The organism is Brevundimonas sp. FV2ps16 (genome assembly GCF_058681075.1).
The window spans coordinates 2,030,076-2,045,431 of sequence record NZ_CM178728.1 but is presented as its reverse complement, the minus strand read 5'-3'; the positions used below and the strand labels follow the sequence as shown (position 1 = coordinate 2,045,431).

Genomic DNA, 15,356 nt, shown 5'->3' with positions numbered 1-15,356 from the left:
TCATGACCGACGACGCCCCCGCGCCTGAGCCCCAGACCCCGCCGCCCGCCCAAAGCAGCCGCCTCACCGGCGCCGTCGCCAGCTATGTGGCCCTGGGCGTCTCGGTCGTGGCCCTCGGCCTGGCCGCCGCCCCCTATTTCGGCGGCGGTTCAGGCGGCGATGTCCGCGCCTATTTGCTGGAACACCCCGAGGTGCTGCAGGAGGCAAGCCTGGCGCTGCAGACCAAGGCGGAACAGGCCCGCGTCGAGGACACCAACGCCGCCGCCACGGCCAACGCCGCCCTGCTGGCCCCCGACAATCGCGATCCCGCCTTCGGCCCCGCCGACGCCAAGGTGACAGTGATCGAGTTCTTTGACTTCCGCTGCCCCGGCTGCAAGGCCGTGGCGCCCCAGTTCCGCGCCCTGATGGAGGCCCATCCCGACGTGCGCTTCGTCTTCAAGGACTGGCCCATCCTGGATCGCGGCGAGGAGATCACGTCCCAGTACGCCGCTCGCGCCGCCCTCGCCGCGCATCAACAGGGCAAGTATCTCGAGGTCTATGACGCCCTGATGCGCGAACGGGCCCTGACGCCCCAGGCCATCGACCGCATCCTGGCCGAGCACGGCGTGGACCTGCCCCGCGCCAAGGCGACCTTGGCCGCCCCCGAGACCACCCGCCACATCGCCGACATCCACACCACGGCGGCGACCCTGAAACTGCAAGGCACCCCCACCTTCCTCGTCAACGGCAAGGCCGCCGCCAGCATCGACCCCGCTGAGATCAACAGCATGATCGAGGCGGCCAAGCGCTGATCTGACCGCCCGATCCCCCCAAGACAGCAAAACGGCCCCCGGATGTCTCCGGGGGCCGTTCTGTTACGCAGACTACATCCGTCTGGCCTCAAGTAGCGCGTGAGCGCGTTAGGCCAAAAGAATGATTACTCGATGATCTTGGCGACGACGCCGGCGCCGACGGTGCGGCCGCCTTCACGGATGGCGAAGCGCAGGCCTTGGTCCATGGCGATCGGGGTGATCAGTTCGACGTTCAGCTCGGCGTTGTCGCCGGGCATGATCATTTCGACGCCTTCCTTCAGCTGCACGATGCCGGTCACGTCGGTCGTGCGGAAGTAGAACTGCGGGCGATAGTTGGTGAAGAACGGGGTGTGACGGCCGCCCTCTTCCTTGGTCAGGATGTAGGCTTCAGCCAGGAACTTGGTGTGCGGGGTGATCGAACCCGGCTTGCACAGAACCTGACCGCGCTCGACGTCTTCACGCTTGGTGCCGCGCAGCAGAACGCCGACGTTGTCGCCCGCCTGACCTTGGTCCAGCAGCTTGCGGAACATTTCGACGCCGGTGCAGGTCGTCTTCTGGACCGGGCGGATGCCGACGATTTCGACTTCTTCACCGACCTTGACGATACCCTTTTCGACGCGGCCCGTGACCACGGTGCCGCGGCCCGAGATCGAGAAGACGTCTTCGACCGGCATCAGGAAGGGCAGGTCGACCGGACGTTCCGGCTGCGGAATGTAGGCGTCGACGGTTTCCATCAGGGCCAGAACGCGCTGTTCGCCGATTTCCGGGTTCACGCCGTCGGTCGCGGCCTTGGCCGAGCCCTTGGTGATCGGAATATCGTCGCCCGGGAACTGGTACGACGAGAGCAGCTCGCGCACTTCCATCTCGACCAGCTCGAGCAGTTCTTCGTCGTCGACCAGGTCGACCTTGTTCATGAAGACCACCAGGGCCGGCACGCCGACCTGACGGGCCAGCAGGATGTGCTCGCGGGTCTGCGGCATCGGGCCGTCAGCGGCCGAAACCACCAGGATCGCGCCGTCCATCTGCGCCGCGCCGGTGATCATGTTCTTCACATAGTCGGCGTGGCCGGGGCAGTCGACGTGGGCGTAGTGACGGTTGGCCGTCTCATATTCCACGTGCGCGGTGTTGATCGTGATGCCGCGCGCCTTTTCTTCCGGCGCAGCGTCGATGTCCGCATAGGCCATCGCCTTCGCGCCGCCGGCCTTCGCCAGCGTCATCGTGATCGCCGCCGTCAGCGTCGTCTTGCCGTGGTCAACGTGACCGATCGTGCCGATGTTGCAGTGCGGCTTCGTGCGTTCGAACTTTTCCTTGGCCATGGCCAAACTCCTGATGGCCCGGGTTGAGGGGCGCGATGCTGATCAAAAAACCTGGAGCGGGTAGACGGGATCGAACCGACATCCTCAGCTTGGAAGGCTGCTGCACTACCATTGTGCTATACCCGCGCGGAGACTGCGGAAGTTCTTTGGGAACGCCGCAGCCGGTTCCTCTCCGTCGTCCTGATCCATCGTATCCGATAAGGCGCGTGGTGGGGGAAGAAGGACTCGAACCTTCGAAGCTTACGCAGGGGATTTACAGTCCCCCCCCTTTGCCACTCGGGACATTCCCCCAGCGCGCCTTGTCGAACCGATGGACCCCTCGTTCCGCCCTTAATCAAGCGGGACGAAACAAAAGCCTTCGGCTTGTCGCCTCCTCTAGGATAGAGGGGGCGCCCAGACCCGAAAGCCCTTGGGGCTCCAAATCGGAGGGCGTCTTATAGTGTCGTCGAAAACAGAACGCAACGACCGTAAAAGCGGTAAAAAACCAATCTTTGGAAGCCGGGCTTCCGGCCCTCGCGAAAAGGGCCAAAAGCCCGTGACGCAAGGGTTTTCCGGACGCGAGGACGCGCCCCGTCCGCCCCGTTCGCCTGATCGGGGCAAGGCGGACGCCGATAATTTTCTCTGGGGGCGTCACCCGGTTTTGGCTGCGCTGGCGAATCCCGCGCGTCGAGGCATGGGCCGTCTTCTGGCCACGCCGGATCGCGCCGCAGAGATCGAAGAGGGCAAGTTGGCCCATGGCCACAAGATCGAGGTCGTGGACGCCGTCGCCCTGAACCGGATGCTGCCCGCCGGCGCCGTCCATCAGGGGCTGGCCTTCAAGGTCCAGCCGCTGGAAGGGGTGTCGCTGGAGGAGTTGGCCGAGCCGGCCCAGGGCGTCATCGTCATGCTGGACCAACTGACGGATCCCCAGAATGTCGGCGCCATCTTCCGTTCAGCCCTGGCCTTTGGTGCGCGGGGAATCATCGTTCAGGACCGCCACGCCCCCGCCCTGGCCGGGGCCCTGGCCAAGGCGGCGGTCGGCGCCACCGAACGCCTTCCGCATGCCCGCGTGACGAATCTGTCGCGCGCATTGGAGCGCCTCGCTGACCTGGGCTGGCGCGCTGTCGGTTTGGACGGATCCGGGGAACAGACGCTGGAAGAGGCGTTGGACCGCCAACCGACCGTCCTGGTCATGGGATCAGAGGGCGACGGCATCCGCCGGCTGGTGGCCGAACACTGCGACGTCCTGGCCAAGATCCCCATGCCGGGCGGATTCGAGAGCTTGAACGTCTCCAATGCGGCGGCAGTCGCACTTTATGAAGCGGCGCGCGCGCAACGCGGCTGACAGACGGCCGCACCGGCGCTAAGTAGCGGAAATGGAATTCCTCTCGTCTCCCGAACTCGCCAGCCAGGCCACCGCGCTGGGCCAAGTCCTGCTGATGGACCTGGTCCTCGCCGGCGACAACGCCGTCGCCGTAGGCCTGGCCGCCGCCGCCCTGCCCCAGGAACAGCGCAAGAAGGCCATTCTGATCGGCCTGGCCGCCGCCGTCGTCATGCGCATCGGCTTCGCCCTGATCACGGTCCAGTTGCTGGCCCTGGTCGGCCTGCTGCTGGCGGGCGGGCTGCTGCTGCTTTGGGTCTGCTGGAAGATGTGGCGCGAACTGCAGGAGCAGCGCACCCACGACCAGGCCGAGGCCGAGAAGGAACTCGAGCTGGCCATGAGCATCGAGCACGGCACCGGTCCCTCTCCCGAGGAACTGGGCATCAAGCGCAAATCATTCGGCGCGGCCCTGCTCCAGATCATGATCGCCGACATCACCATGTCGCTGGACAATGTGCTGGCCGTCGCCGGCGCCGCCCACGACCATCCTTGGATCATGGTCTTCGGCCTGATCCTGTCGATCGCCCTGATGGGCCTGGCCGCCACCTACATCGCCAAGCTGCTGCACCGTTATCGCTGGATCGGCTATGTCGGCCTGGTCGTCGTCCTGTATGTCGCCCTGCACATGATCTGGGACGGCGCCCGCCAGGTCGTGGTCCGCACCGGCAATATGGATGAGTTCAACGCCTCGGCCCCGGCCTTCATCGAGATCAGCCCGAAGGAAGCGGCCAAACACCTGGGCCAGAAGCGCACCGAGGACAGCCCGACCCCTGCCCCGGCAGAACCGACGGCGCCCGCAGCATGACGGTCGCCGCCGTCACCGTCGAGGAAGCCGCCGTCTGGCTGCAATCAGGCGAGGCGATCCTGATCGACGTGCGCGAGCCTGACGAGTTCGCCGCCGCCCGCATCGACGGCGCGATCCTGGCCCCGCTCAGCCAGATGCCCGCCGCCTGGGAGGCGCTGAACCTGCCGGCTGATCGGAAGATCATCGTCATGTGTCTCAAGGGCGGCCGCAGCCATCAGGTCTGCGCCTTCGTCGGCCCCACCGGCCCTGAAGGCCAGCCCCTGTTCAACCTGACCGGCGGCATCCAGGACTGGCATGCGGCAGGTTTGCCGGTGGTGGTCGCGGAGTAGTTTTCATCCCGCCTCCCCTGTGGGGTGTTGGATGAATCAGGTCTGTTCCGCCCCGCCGAACCGTTCGGACCATTCCGCCACTTGGGCGTCCTCGATCTTGGCGAACAGTACGCCTTGAGCGGCCACCGTCTGACCGACGGCCAGGCTGTTCAGCACAGCCTCGTCCGCGCCCGGCCAGCTCAGGTCGGTCGCGCCGACCGAGGCGGCGATCTTCTCCGCCGAGAACGGCAGTATCGGCGCCGCCAGACGGGCGAACAGGGCCACCAGATTCAACCCGGTGCGCACGCCGACGGCCGCGCGGTCGCGGTCGGTCTTAAGCGCGGTCCACGGGGCGGCGACCTGAAGATATTCGTTGCCCAGCACCCAAACGGCGCGCAGGGCCTGGGCCGCCTTGCGGAACTCCATGGCCTCGAACTGTTCGGTCGCCTCCGCGATGCCCGCCTTGATGTCGGCCTCCAGCTGGATCTCGACCGGTCCGGCCTCGCCGCCCTCAGGCACCACGCCGTCGAACTTCGACTCGGCGAACTTGACGATCCGGTTGACGAAATTGCCCAGCACATCGGCTAGGTCCTTGTTGGTCGAGGCCTGGAAATCTTCCCAGGTGAAGGCCGAGTCCGCATGTTCAGGCCCATAGGCGGTCAGGCGCCAGCGCCAGTAGTCGGCCGGCAGCAGCTCCAGCGCCTGGTCCATGAAGACGCCGCGCTTCTGGCTGGTCGAGAATTTGCCGCCGTACCAGTTCAACCAGTTGAAGGCCTTCAGTTGGTCCACCGTCTTCCACGGTTCGCCCGAGCCGATGATGGTCGCCGGGAAGGACACGGTGTGGAAGGCGACATTGTCCTTGCCCATGAACTGGACATAGCGGACGTCCTCGGCCCCTTCGTCCAGACGCCACCAATCGCGCCAAGACCCGCCGGTCGCCTCGGCCCATTCCTCGGTCGCGGCGATATATTCGATGGGGGCGTCGAACCAGACGTAGAAGACCTTGTCCTCCATGCCTGGGCGCGGGAAGCCGTCCTTCAGCACCGGCACGCCCCAGGCCAGGTCACGGGTGATGCCCCGGTCGATCAACCCCTCGTCCAGATGCTTGTAGGCGATGGACTTGGCCAGCACCTGCCAGCCGGTCTTGCCGTCGACCCAGGCGCGGATCTGGGGTTCGATCTTGGTCTGCAGCAGATAGAGGTGACGCGTATCGCGCACCTCCAGGTTCTTGGACCCCGACACCGACGAATAGGGATCGATCAGGTCGGTCGGATCTAGCAACCGGCCGCAGTTGTCACACTGGTCGCCGCGCGCGCCGACGTGGCCGCAGTGGGGGCAGGTTCCCTCGACATAGCGGTCGGGCAGGAAGCGGGCGTCGTCGATCGAATAGATCATCCGATCCACCCGCTCCTCGATCAGGCCGTTCTTCTCCAGCGCCTCGGCGAAATGCTGGGTCAGGCGATGGTTCTGCGGGTTGGACGACCGGCCGAACCAGTCATAGCTCAGGCCGAAGGCCTGACCGGCGGCCTTCTGGATCTCGTGCTGCTCGTCGCAATAGGTGCGCACGTCCTGGCCGGCGGCGGCGGCGGCCAGCTCGGCCGGGGTGCCGTGCTCGTCGGTAGCGCAGATATAGAGGACCTCATGACCCTGGGCCCGCTTGAACCGCGCCCAGACGTCGGCCGGCAACATCGAGCCCGCCAGATTCCCCAGGTGCTTGATGCCGTTGATGTAGGGCAGCGCCGAGGTGATGAGGATGCGGGCCATGATCGTCCAGGAGTTCGGGGAAGCGCAGGGATATAGAGCGGCGAGGCCGTTTCCTCAAACGCCTTGCGGCAGACGGCGCGCAATACGGATGAAACGCCCCGTCAGCAGAGTCGAGGACGCCAGGCTGGCGATCACCACCGCCCAGACTAGGCCGTCGATTCCCATCCGGTGCGCCAGCACCCAGCCTAGCGGCATCATCACGGCGCCATAGGCGGCGAAATGCATGATGGTGGGCCACCAGACATCGCCCGCCGCCCGGTTCGCCTGGGCCGCCACGACCTGGATTCCGTCCGCGACGAAGAACAGGGTCGCCAGAACCAGGGCCGGCGCGGCGATGGCCAGCAATGCCGGATCGCGGTTGTAGGCGCCAACGATGAGATGTGCGCTTGGCCAGACGATGAGGGCGACCATCAAGGTCAAGGCCGTCACCACGCCCAGTCCGACCAAACCGGCCCTCAACACCCCTCGTCCATCCCCGGCGCCATAGCTGCGCCCCACCAGAACCGCCGTCGCCGACGACAGACCCATGGGCAGCATGAAGACTATGGCGGAGACGTTCAGCACCACCGCCCAGGCCGCCGTCTCCGCCGTGCCGATCTGGCCGGCGAAGAAGGTGAAGCCCGAAAAGGCCCCGACCTCGATGAAATAGGATGCGCCGGCGCCCAGGCCGACCTTGACCTGTTCACGCGCCGCCTTTGGGTCACGCTCAGGCTTGTCGAAGATACCCAGCGCCCGCGCCTCGGGCAGGCGCAGGATATAGATCACCAGAAACAGGGCCAGCGCCGCCCGCGCTCCGAACGTCGCCCAGGCCGAGGCGAAGGCGCCGTCGAAGCCGATGCCCAACAGGTCGGGCACCAGCACGATGTTCAGCACCAGGTTGACCCCGTTCGCCACCCACATTGCGACCATGCCCGGCTTGGGCCGCCCCAAGGCCTCGAGGAAGAACTGGCCCGTCACCGAGATCAGATAGAAGGGCATGGACAGGGCGAAGACGATCAGGGCCGGCCCTGCGCCTTCGGCCAGACCGTCTTCCAGGCCGATACGGCCGAGCCCCCAGGGTCCGACCACGATCAGGGCGATCATCGACACGACCCCGATCTGCAGCGAATAGGTCATGCCCCGGCGCAGCACCGAGCCGACCGCGTGCCGCCGCCCCTCGCCCAGCATCCGGGCGGTCATCACCTGGACGCCCAGCATCAGGCCGACCGCCGTGGTCACGACGATGGACGTCGGCGCCCAGGCCAGGGAGTGGAAGGCCAGTTCGCGGCTGGAGAAATTCCCCACCACGATGGCGTCGGTCAGACCCATGGTCATGATGCCGATCCGCGCCAGGATCACCGGCCAGGCCAGGTGCAGCAGGTCGTGGAAGGCGGTGCGGGTCTGGGGGCTGAGCGCGATCATCGGACGCGGCACAGGCCATGCGCGCGAGGCCGGGTCAACTCCCAAAAACTTTGGAGGTTTTGGCTACCAGGCGCCCAGTTCGCGAAGTTGCCGCACAAGGTCCTCCGGCGCCTCGCCCGCATCCAGTTCGGTCAGGTCCGCCGGCGCGTCCTTGGGCTCGAAATAGCGCCAGCCCTGGAAGGGGCGGCGCGCCATTGGGGCGGTGCGGATCACCTGGGGCGCCAGGGTGATTTCACACCGGCTCTCCTTGCCCTCGCCCAGGGTGGCGATGTCCAGCACCGGCTGGCGGCAGACGATCGTCCCCTTCACCACCCAGTACAGTGAGCCGCCATCCTCGATTTCGGGCGCTCGCTTCGGCGTCATTCGCGTGTGAACCACCAGCGGACCGCCCTTGGCGGCGCGGGTCTCCAACCATTCGACGTCCGGCACCCCGACGCCCAGTTTGATCATATGAAGCGGCATGGCGCCCACGTAGTCGCCCTTAGGCGCCTTGGCCAGATTCTTTAATCTGTGGGACGGTAGACATTGTTCACGCGTCGCTCCACCGGACGCCACGGGACCAGCATGTACGGATTGATCACGCGCCTGACGGCCTACCCCGGCCGTCGCGACGAACTTGCGCTTCTGCTGATGGACCCCGCCGTCAAGAAACACGGCTGCCACGCCTATATCGTCGCGCACGATCTGGCCGACGCCGACGTGCTCTGGGTTTCGGAAGTCTGGGTCGATCAGCCGACCCATCAAGCATGGAGCGACGGTCTGCGTGAAAGCGGCGCCTGGCGTCCGATCTACGGCTTGATGGCCAAGATGGACGACTCGATCCAGACGCGACCGCTGGGCGGTCTCGGGCTTTAATCCGCCGCCTTCACCACCGCCAACACGGCCGCCTCCACCACCTGATCTCCAACGCTCGCGACGCTTTCGACCACCCCGTCGAAGGGCGCCGTCAAGGCGTGCTCCATCTTCATGGCTTCCAGCACCACGATAGGCTGGCCCTTGGCGACGACGTCACCCGCCTTCGCGGGTACGGCGACGATCTTGCCGGGCATGGGGGCCCGGAGGGAGCCGTCGGAGGTGACGCCCGCTGTCGCCGAGGCGGCCTTGTGGGGACGAACATTCACCGACAGGCCATTGTCGAAGAGGACGGCATCCCCCTCCCCCTCACCGAGCCGGAAGCCAAGGCGGCGACGGTCAGGACCGACTTCCATGCCAGATCGAATTCCTTTCAGCCGGTTGCCGGGCACCTGCTTCACTCGTAGAGCGCCATCACCGAAATCGACCGCATAAGACCATTGCTCCGCACCCGGCGAAATCGTGGCAGAGCGGCGGACGCCATCCGCGTCGATCACCAGAAGAGACGACGGAGACGCGTTGAGGCGGAACCCGAACAAGTCGCTGACGCGCGTATCCCAAGCGTCGGCGTTGTCACGATTGACGAACCGCCAAGTCGTTTCTTCCGCCACCAACACCGCGCCGGCCGCAACAGCTTCATCGGAAGCTGAAGGGACAAGAGCCGCCTGTTCCGCCGCGATGAAGCCGGTATCCACATCCCCCGCCACGAAACGCGGATGCTCAAGGCATCGCGCCAGGAAGCCGGCGTTGGCCCTCACCGGCCAGACCTCGACCTCGCCGCAGGACTGCGCCAGCCGTTCTGCAGCGGCCTCTCGCGTATCGGCATGGACGATCAGCTTGGCGATCATCGGGTCGTAGAACTGGCTGACCTCGCCGCCCTGTTCCACGCCGGTATCGACGCGAATTCCGTCCGGCATGACGAAATGCTCCAGCCGCCCGATCGACGGCAGAAACCCGTTCGCCGGATCCTCGGCATAGAGGCGCGCCTCCATGGCCCAGCCGTTCAGGCGGATCTGATCCTGCTTCAGCGGCAGGGGCTCGCCCGCCGCGACGCGGAACTGCCATTCGACCAGATCGACGCCGGTCACGCTCTCGGTCACCGGGTGCTCGACCTGCAGCCGGGTGTTCATCTCCATGAACCAGATCCCGTCCGCCTTCAGCCCGTCCGAGGCGTCGGCGATAAACTCGATGGTCCCGGCCCCGACATAGTTGACCGCCTTGGCCGCCTTGATCGCGGCTCCGGTCACGGCGGCCCGCACGGCCTCGCTCATGCCCGGCGCCGGCGCTTCTTCGATCACCTTCTGGTGGCGGCGTTGCAGGGAACAGTCGCGCTCATACAGATGCACGACATCCCCGTGCTTATCGCCAAACACCTGCACCTCGATATGGCGCGGCCGGGTGATGTAGCGTTCGATCAGCACCCGGTCGTCGCCGAAGGCCGCCGCCCCTTCCCGCTTGGCGCTGGCCAGACCGGCGGCGAAATCGGCCGGATCATCGACCCGTTTCATCCCCTTGCCGCCGCCGCCCGCGACCGCCTTGATCAGCACCGGATAGCCGATCCGCGCCGCCTCGGCCGTCAGGGTCTCTTCCGACTGGTCCGCGCCCTGATAGCCCGGCGTCACCGGCACCCCGGCCTGGATCATCAAGTCCTTGGCCGCGTCCTTCAGCCCCATGGCCCGGATCGACTGCGGATCCGGCCCGATCCAGACCAGGCCCGCCGCGGCGACGGCTTCCGCAAAGTCCGCGTTCTCGCTCAGGAAACCGTAACCGGGGTGGATCGCCTCCGCGCCCGCCGCCTTGGCCGCCGCCAGCACCTTGGCCCCGTCCAGATAAGATTCGCGCGCCGCCGCCGGCCCGATCAGCACCGCCTCATCCGCCTCGCGCACGTGCAGGGCGTTCGCGTCGGCCTCGGAATAGACGGCGATGGTGCGTATTCCCATCCGCTTGGCGGTGCGGAAGACACGACAGGCGATTTCGCCGCGATTGGCGACAAGGACGGACTTGAACATGCCGAAGTCTTAGCCGGATCGTGCACGCCTGCACAGCCGTTCTCCCTCCCCTTCATGGGGAGGGACGGCGGAGCGCAGCGGAGCCCGGGTGGGGCGGTCATGGCCATTTCGCTCACACCGTTTCGGGCCCCACCCCGATCGCTCCGCGATCACCCCTTCCCAAAATGGGGAGGGAGAGTTTTCAGCCGGCTCCACAAGCTCTAAGCCCCTCTGATGTCACTGCGCCCCCTCTTCATCACCCAGGTCTATGAGGCCACCCTCGCCGACAGCCGAGGCTGGACCGACCTCAATGAACAGTTGATCGACGTCGTCCGCATGATGGCGGAAGAGGACGCGGCCGGCCGCCGCTGGTGTCGCGACAACGCCTATCGCGGCTACACCTCCTACGCCTCGCTGAACGACCTGCCCCAGCGCTTCCCCGAGTTCGCCGATCTGAAGCGTCACCTGGACCGTCACGCCCTGGCCTATGCCCAGGCCCTGAACTTCGACCTGGCGCGCAAGCCGCGTCTGGACAATCTCTGGGTCAATATCCTCAAGCCCGGCGGCGGCCACACCGGCCATATCCATCCCCACGCCTATCTGTCGGGCACCGTCTATATCGACGTGCCCGACGGCGCCTCGTCGCTGAAACTGGAAGACCCTCGCCTGCCCTTTATGATGGCCCGCCCCGGCGTCACCGATGACGCCCCCGAGGCCGAACGCCCCTTCGTCTATCTAAGGCCCCAGGCCGGCACGATCCTGATGTGGGAAAGCTGGCTACGGCACGAGGTGCCGACCAATCAGGCCAAGTCGGACCGCATCTCGATCAGCTTCAACTATGCCTGAACCGCCTCAAGGCGCGGTGATCGGCAGCGTGTCCTCCGGCCGGCCGTCGCCCTCCGGCGCAGCGATCCCCAACATGCGGGCCAGGAAGGGCTGAACATCCACGCTGTCGAGGTCGCTCAGCCGGCGCCCGCGGACGACGCCGGGTCCATGGGCGATGAACAGGGCCTGCATCTCGGGCGCCTGGTTATCATAGCCGTGGGCGCCGCCGGGCCGTGTGACGGGCCGGTCGCGGGTGGCCGTCAACCAGCCGGTCTCGACCAGGCAGACGATCTGGGCGACGCGGGGGTTCGAGCCATAGACCAGGCGAGCGGGGACGTCGGCCTTGTTCCAGCACTCCATGTGCGGATGACGGCCGATCAGCTTCTGCTGCACCTCGGCCTCTCGGCCCGGCGCGGGATCTGCGGTCAGGACGGCGCCGCCATAGCCGATCTGCAGCGCCTTCGGGTCGATGATGTCGTCGATCCACACCACCCGGTCAGGCGAGGTAGCGGCCATGCCGTGATCGGAAACCAGAACCAGCAGGGTGCGCTCATACAGGCCCTTCGCCTTCAGCCCCTCGACCAGTCGGCCCAGGGACGCGTCCACTGCCGCGACAGCGGCGCGCGTTTCAGGCGCAGCAGGGCCGTGCCGATGGCCGGCCGTATCGACGATGTCGAAATAGAGGGTCTCGAACTTCGGTCGCTGGTCGGCCGGAAGGTCCAGCCAAGCCAAGACCCGATCCACGCGGGCGTCGCCTGACATGGACTGGTCGAATGGCAGCCAGCGGCTGGGGCGGACACCAGCAATTTCCACCTCCGAGCCGGGCCAGAACAGGGTCCCGGTTCGTACGCCCGCCTTCTCGGCCGAAACCCAGATGGGTTCGGCCTGATCCCAGAAGCCGCTCTCCTTGCTGGCCATGGTGAAGACGCCCAGTCGAGAGTCGGTGAACCGATTGCCGACGATTCCATGATGGTCCGGGTGCAGCCCCGTCACCACGGTGTAGTGATTGGGGAAGGTCACGCTCGGGAAAGAGGGGCGCATCGGACCGAACGCGCCGTCCGCGACCAGACCGTCCATGACCGGCGTCGCGCCCTGACCCAGATAGTCGGGACGGAAGCCGTCGATCGAAATCAGAATCACCTGCTCCGGCCGCCCGTCCTCAGGCGAAACCGGCGCGACAACCATGGACTGTGTGGCGGGCGGGGTGGAGACCCGCACGCCCGCACAGGACGCAACCGCCAGTGCGGCGGCGAGGATCAGGCTGGAAACCAGGAAGCGGGACATGAGCGAACTCCGAAGCGACATGGAATCATTGCGTAAACTTAATCCGCGACAACCCCGCGACGCCTTGTGGGAACACCGTTCTCACGCCAAGCTTGCGCCCATGGAAACCGTTATCGAGATCCGCGGCCTCACCAAGACCTATGGCACGGTGAAGGCCCTGGACGGCCTGACCCTGTCGATCCCGCGCGGAGGGGTCTATGGCATCCTGGGCCCCAACGGCGCCGGCAAATCGACCCTGTTCCGCACCCTGCTGGGCCTTATCCGCCCGACCGAGGGCGAGGCCACGGTCATGGGCGGCCGGATCGGCGATCCGGCGGCGACGCGGCGGATGGGCTCGATGATCGAGACGCCGCGCTTCCCGCCCTTCATGACCGCGCGGCAGGTGCTGGTCTGGCTGGGCCACGCCCACGGCGGCGTGGCGACTGCGGACATCGAGGCCTGGCTGAAGAGGGTGGGCCTGACCGAGGCGGCGGACCGTCGGGTTCGCGGCTTCTCGGTCGGCATGCTGCAACGTCTGGGCGTTGCCGCCGCCCTAATGACCAAGCCGGATCTGGTCATTCTGGATGAACCGACCAGCGGCATGGATCCGCCCGGCATTCAGGAGATGCGCGCCCTGATCCGCAGCCTGGCCGACGATGACGGCGTCACCGTCATCCTGGCCAGCCACCAACTGCAAGAGGTCGAGCGCGTCTGCGACCGCGTCGCCATCTTCAACAAGGGCAAGGTGATCACCGAAGGGCGGGTCTCGGACCTGACCGCCTCGGGCGAACGCCTGCGCCTGTCGGTCACGCCCCTGGCCAAGGCCATGGGGGTGCTGGGCGACCGTGCGACCTTGGACGGCGACGCCCTGGTCGCCGCCGTGCCGCGCACAGAGGCGGCGGCGACGATCCGCGCCCTCGTCGAGGCTGGCGTGGATATCGAAGAAGCCCGCTGGATCGGCGCCGACCTGGAAGACGTCTTCATGAGCGAGACCGGCTGGACCGGCGTGCAGGGCACGCCTGCGAAGGGGGCCGACCATGCTGGTTGATGCGCTGAAATCCGAGGCCTATCGCGTCTCGCGGAACCGGACCGCGATCTTCTGCAGCGTCCTGCTGACGCCCCTTCTCATAATCGTCGGCGGCTTGATCTATCTGCTTATGACCAAGGCCAAGGGCGACGCCCTGGCGGCCAAGGCCAATCTGCCGGCCGAGCTGGGGAATCAGCCGGTCAATCTGGCCGAGGCCTTCGGCTTTGCGGCCGGCAACGGCGCCAACGGCGTGCTGCTGGTCTTCATGTTGCTGGCGGCGGCGGCGGTCTATGCCGGCGACTATCGCTGGGAGACCTGGCGACTGATCAGCGCCCGCAACGCGCGTCCCTGGCTGATCATGGGCAAGATCGGCGTGATGAAGGCCCTGGCCATGATCGCCATGCTGACGACCTTGGTCGCGGCCTTCATCTACTTCATCTCCCAGGCCCTGGTGACCGGCCGGCCGATGAGCTTCGACCTGACCGACTTCAAACTGGTCGAGTTTCTGCTGACTTGGCTGCTGTCCTATATCCGCATCGTCCAGTACGGCCTCATCGCGCTTCTGGCGGCGGTGGTCAGCCGGTCCCTGCTCGCGGCCCTGTTCGTGCCCTGGGCCCTGGGATTCGCCCAGACGATCCTTGGAGGACCGCTGATGCCCATTATAGGCTGGTCGCCTGCAGACTGGGCCTCCCAGCTGCTTTTGCCAGGACTGGCCTATGACACGCTGAAGGCGGCGGTTTCTCCCGGCCCCATGCCCTTGCCGGAGGGCGTGGTCACCAAGGCGATCACCAGCTTGGTCCTGTGGTGCGTCGTGCCGGTCGCGGCGGCGATCGCCTGGTTCCAGCGCCAGGATTTGTCCAAGGAATAGTCGTCTGCAGACGCCGGTCAGTTCTCCAGCGAGAACTCGACCGGCGTCCGCATCTCGATCCGCGCCCCAGGCACGCCCGCCGGGGGACGCGGCACCGGGCTGGCTCGCGCCAGCATGTCTATCGCCTCCTCATCCAGGGCAAGTACGCCCGACGGCGAAACGATACGGGACGAGATCACCCGCCCCTCCCGATCAATCACGAACCGCACCGTGACCACGCCCGTCTGGCGCAGCCGCTTCGCGCCGCGCGGGTAGATCTTGTGCGCCTCCAAATGGGCGCGGACGCGGGCGCCATAGGCGTCGCCTTGAGCGCCGCTCAGCGATACGGGGGCGTTCACGGTTCCGCCAGCAGGCGAGGCGGGCTTGGACGGCGGCGCGACGACCGCACTGGGCGGAGCGTCGGCTGAGCGTCCCGCCGACGGCGGCGGAGGCGCGCTCTCGGCGGCGATGGGACGCGCTGGCGTCGGCGACGCCGCCGTCGTGACCTCCTGCGGCCTAAACACGATGGGGTCGGCCGCCGGAACAGGACTGAGGCGCGTGGGTACAGGCGTCGGCGGCGTCGGGGGAGCCGACGCCGCCGTCTTGGTCGGTTGATCCTTGGGCGTATCGGACTTCAGGCTGTCCGGCACGGCGATCCCGTGCTCCGGCCCGATCAGCTCAACGACCATGGCCTGGGGCTCGATGACCAGGCTTCGCTCCATCGGCTGGCTGACAGCGGCCAGCAGCAGGCCTCCGTTCAACAGAACGGAGGCCGTAAGGGCGCCCAGACGCCCTTTTCGCGACAGGAC

Annotated in this window: 15 protein-coding genes and 2 tRNA genes; 8 read left to right on the top strand and 9 right to left on the bottom strand. The window is 66.7% G+C overall.

The genetic code is table 11. From position 1 onward, the window contains the following. Positions 1–2 precede the first annotated feature (2 nt). Positions 3–791, top strand: a complete 789-nt coding sequence (locus tag ACW170_RS09980; RefSeq protein ID WP_492086542.1) for a DsbA family protein — start codon at positions 3–5, stop codon at positions 789–791. Positions 792–916: 125 nt separating this feature from the next. On the opposite strand, the gene tuf is transcribed toward ACW170_RS09980, so the two are convergent. The 3 genes from tuf to ACW170_RS09965 all read right to left on the bottom strand — a co-directional run bounded on the left by tuf (position 917) and on the right by ACW170_RS09965 (position 2,398). Then, entirely contained in the window at positions 917–2,107 is a 1,191-nt protein-coding gene (tuf, locus tag ACW170_RS09975; RefSeq protein WP_008260274.1) for an elongation factor Tu, read from the bottom strand. A 52-nt stretch (positions 2,108–2,159) separates the two neighbouring features. Beyond that, a tRNA-Gly gene (locus ACW170_RS09970) sits at positions 2,160–2,233 on the bottom strand. 81 nt (positions 2,234–2,314) lie between these two features. Beyond that, positions 2,315–2,398: transfer RNA gene (locus ACW170_RS09965), tRNA-Tyr, on the bottom strand. Positions 2,399–2,546: 148 nt separating this feature from the next. Here ACW170_RS09965 and rlmB point away from each other — a divergent pair. The 3 genes from rlmB to ACW170_RS09950 are packed head-to-tail and all read left to right on the top strand — an operon-like array spanning position 2,547 to position 4,601. Continuing rightward, on the top strand, positions 2,547–3,431 hold the full coding sequence (rlmB, locus tag ACW170_RS09960; RefSeq protein WP_492086541.1) for a 23S rRNA (guanosine(2251)-2'-O)-methyltransferase RlmB: 885 nt from the start codon (positions 2,547–2,549) through the stop codon (positions 3,429–3,431). A 31-nt stretch (positions 3,432–3,462) separates the two neighbouring features. Then, positions 3,463–4,272: a YjbE family putative metal transport protein gene (locus ACW170_RS09955; RefSeq protein WP_492086540.1), complete on the top strand. Its 810-nt coding sequence runs from the start codon at positions 3,463–3,465 to the stop codon at positions 4,270–4,272. After that, positions 4,269–4,601: a rhodanese-like domain-containing protein gene (locus tag ACW170_RS09950; protein WP_492086539.1), complete on the top strand. Its 333-nt coding sequence runs from the start codon at positions 4,269–4,271 to the stop codon at positions 4,599–4,601. The genes ACW170_RS09955 and ACW170_RS09950 overlap by 4 nt, the downstream gene beginning before the upstream one ends. Positions 4,602–4,637: 36 nt before the next feature. On the opposite strand, the gene metG is transcribed toward ACW170_RS09950, so the two are convergent. The 3 genes from metG to ACW170_RS09935 form a co-directional block, all read right to left on the bottom strand. Continuing rightward, the gene (metG, locus tag ACW170_RS09945; protein WP_492086538.1) at positions 4,638–6,344 is read right to left on the bottom strand and encodes a methionine--tRNA ligase; all 1,707 of its coding nucleotides are present in this window, start codon (positions 6,342–6,344) and stop codon (positions 4,638–4,640) included. 54 nt (positions 6,345–6,398) lie between these two features. Then, entirely contained in the window at positions 6,399–7,745 is a 1,347-nt protein-coding gene (locus tag ACW170_RS09940) for an MATE family efflux transporter (RefSeq protein ID WP_492086537.1), read from the bottom strand. Between the two features lie 63 nt (positions 7,746–7,808). Continuing rightward, the gene (locus ACW170_RS09935; protein ID WP_492086536.1) at positions 7,809–8,207 is read right to left on the bottom strand and encodes a DUF1489 family protein; all 399 of its coding nucleotides are present in this window, start codon (positions 8,205–8,207) and stop codon (positions 7,809–7,811) included. 102 nt (positions 8,208–8,309) lie between these two features. Here ACW170_RS09935 and ACW170_RS09930 point away from each other — a divergent pair, with 102 nt between their 5' ends. Continuing rightward, entirely contained in the window at positions 8,310–8,600 is a 291-nt protein-coding gene (locus ACW170_RS09930; protein ID WP_492086535.1) for a putative quinol monooxygenase, read from the top strand. Here ACW170_RS09930 and ACW170_RS09925 read toward each other — a convergent pair. Further along, positions 8,597–10,606, bottom strand: a complete 2,010-nt coding sequence (locus ACW170_RS09925) for an acetyl/propionyl/methylcrotonyl-CoA carboxylase subunit alpha (protein ID WP_492086534.1) — start codon at positions 10,604–10,606, stop codon at positions 8,597–8,599. The two genes, ACW170_RS09930 and ACW170_RS09925, sit on opposite strands and share 4 nt — an antisense overlap. Positions 10,607–10,819: 213 nt before the next feature. Here ACW170_RS09925 and ACW170_RS09920 point away from each other — a divergent pair, with 213 nt between their 5' ends. Next, on the top strand, positions 10,820–11,431 hold the full coding sequence (locus ACW170_RS09920) for a TIGR02466 family protein (protein ID WP_492086533.1): 612 nt from the start codon (positions 10,820–10,822) through the stop codon (positions 11,429–11,431). Between the two features lie 6 nt (positions 11,432–11,437). On the opposite strand, the gene ACW170_RS09915 is transcribed toward ACW170_RS09920, so the two are convergent. After that, positions 11,438–12,694: an alkaline phosphatase family protein gene (locus tag ACW170_RS09915; RefSeq protein ID WP_492086532.1), complete on the bottom strand. Its 1,257-nt coding sequence runs from the start codon at positions 12,692–12,694 to the stop codon at positions 11,438–11,440. A 100-nt stretch (positions 12,695–12,794) separates the two neighbouring features. Here ACW170_RS09915 and ACW170_RS09910 point away from each other — a divergent pair, with 100 nt between their 5' ends. Then, entirely contained in the window at positions 12,795–13,721 is a 927-nt protein-coding gene (locus ACW170_RS09910) for an ABC transporter ATP-binding protein (RefSeq protein WP_492086531.1), read from the top strand. Then, positions 13,711–14,568 (top strand): DUF2705 family protein, encoded by an 858-nt coding sequence (locus ACW170_RS09905; protein WP_492086530.1) that lies wholly within the window; start codon positions 13,711–13,713, stop codon positions 14,566–14,568. Before ACW170_RS09910 ends, ACW170_RS09905 begins: the two co-directional genes overlap by 11 nt. A gap of 17 nt (positions 14,569–14,585) precedes the next feature. On the opposite strand, the gene ACW170_RS09900 is transcribed toward ACW170_RS09905, so the two are convergent. Further along, a complete protein-coding gene (locus ACW170_RS09900; protein ID WP_492086529.1) occupies positions 14,586–15,308 on the bottom strand; it encodes an energy transducer TonB in 723 nt (240 codons plus the stop codon). Between the last annotated feature and the right edge of the window lie 48 nt (positions 15,309–15,356).

Coding starts and splice junctions, on each gene's coding strand:
- ACW170_RS09980 (WP_492086542.1), top strand. CDS start 3: ATGACCGACGACGCCCCCGCGCCTGAGCCCCAGACCCCGCCGCCCGCC.
- tuf (WP_008260274.1), bottom strand. CDS start 2,107: ATGGCCAAGGAAAAGTTCGAACGCACGAAGCCGCACTGCAACATCGGC.
- ACW170_RS09955 (WP_492086540.1), top strand. CDS start 3,463: ATGGAATTCCTCTCGTCTCCCGAACTCGCCAGCCAGGCCACCGCGCTG.
- ACW170_RS09950 (WP_492086539.1), top strand. CDS start 4,269: ATGACGGTCGCCGCCGTCACCGTCGAGGAAGCCGCCGTCTGGCTGCAA.
- metG (WP_492086538.1), bottom strand. CDS start 6,344: ATGGCCCGCATCCTCATCACCTCGGCGCTGCCCTACATCAACGGCATC.
- ACW170_RS09940 (WP_492086537.1), bottom strand. CDS start 7,745: ATGATCGCGCTCAGCCCCCAGACCCGCACCGCCTTCCACGACCTGCTG.
- ACW170_RS09935 (WP_492086536.1), bottom strand. CDS start 8,207: ATGCCGCTTCATATGATCAAACTGGGCGTCGGGGTGCCGGACGTCGAA.
- ACW170_RS09930 (WP_492086535.1), top strand. CDS start 8,310: ATGTACGGATTGATCACGCGCCTGACGGCCTACCCCGGCCGTCGCGAC.
- ACW170_RS09925 (WP_492086534.1), bottom strand. CDS start 10,606: ATGTTCAAGTCCGTCCTTGTCGCCAATCGCGGCGAAATCGCCTGTCGT.
- ACW170_RS09920 (WP_492086533.1), top strand. CDS start 10,820: ATGTCACTGCGCCCCCTCTTCATCACCCAGGTCTATGAGGCCACCCTC.
- ACW170_RS09915 (WP_492086532.1), bottom strand. CDS start 12,694: ATGTCCCGCTTCCTGGTTTCCAGCCTGATCCTCGCCGCCGCACTGGCG.
- ACW170_RS09910 (WP_492086531.1), top strand. CDS start 12,795: ATGGAAACCGTTATCGAGATCCGCGGCCTCACCAAGACCTATGGCACG.
- ACW170_RS09905 (WP_492086530.1), top strand. CDS start 13,711: ATGCTGGTTGATGCGCTGAAATCCGAGGCCTATCGCGTCTCGCGGAAC.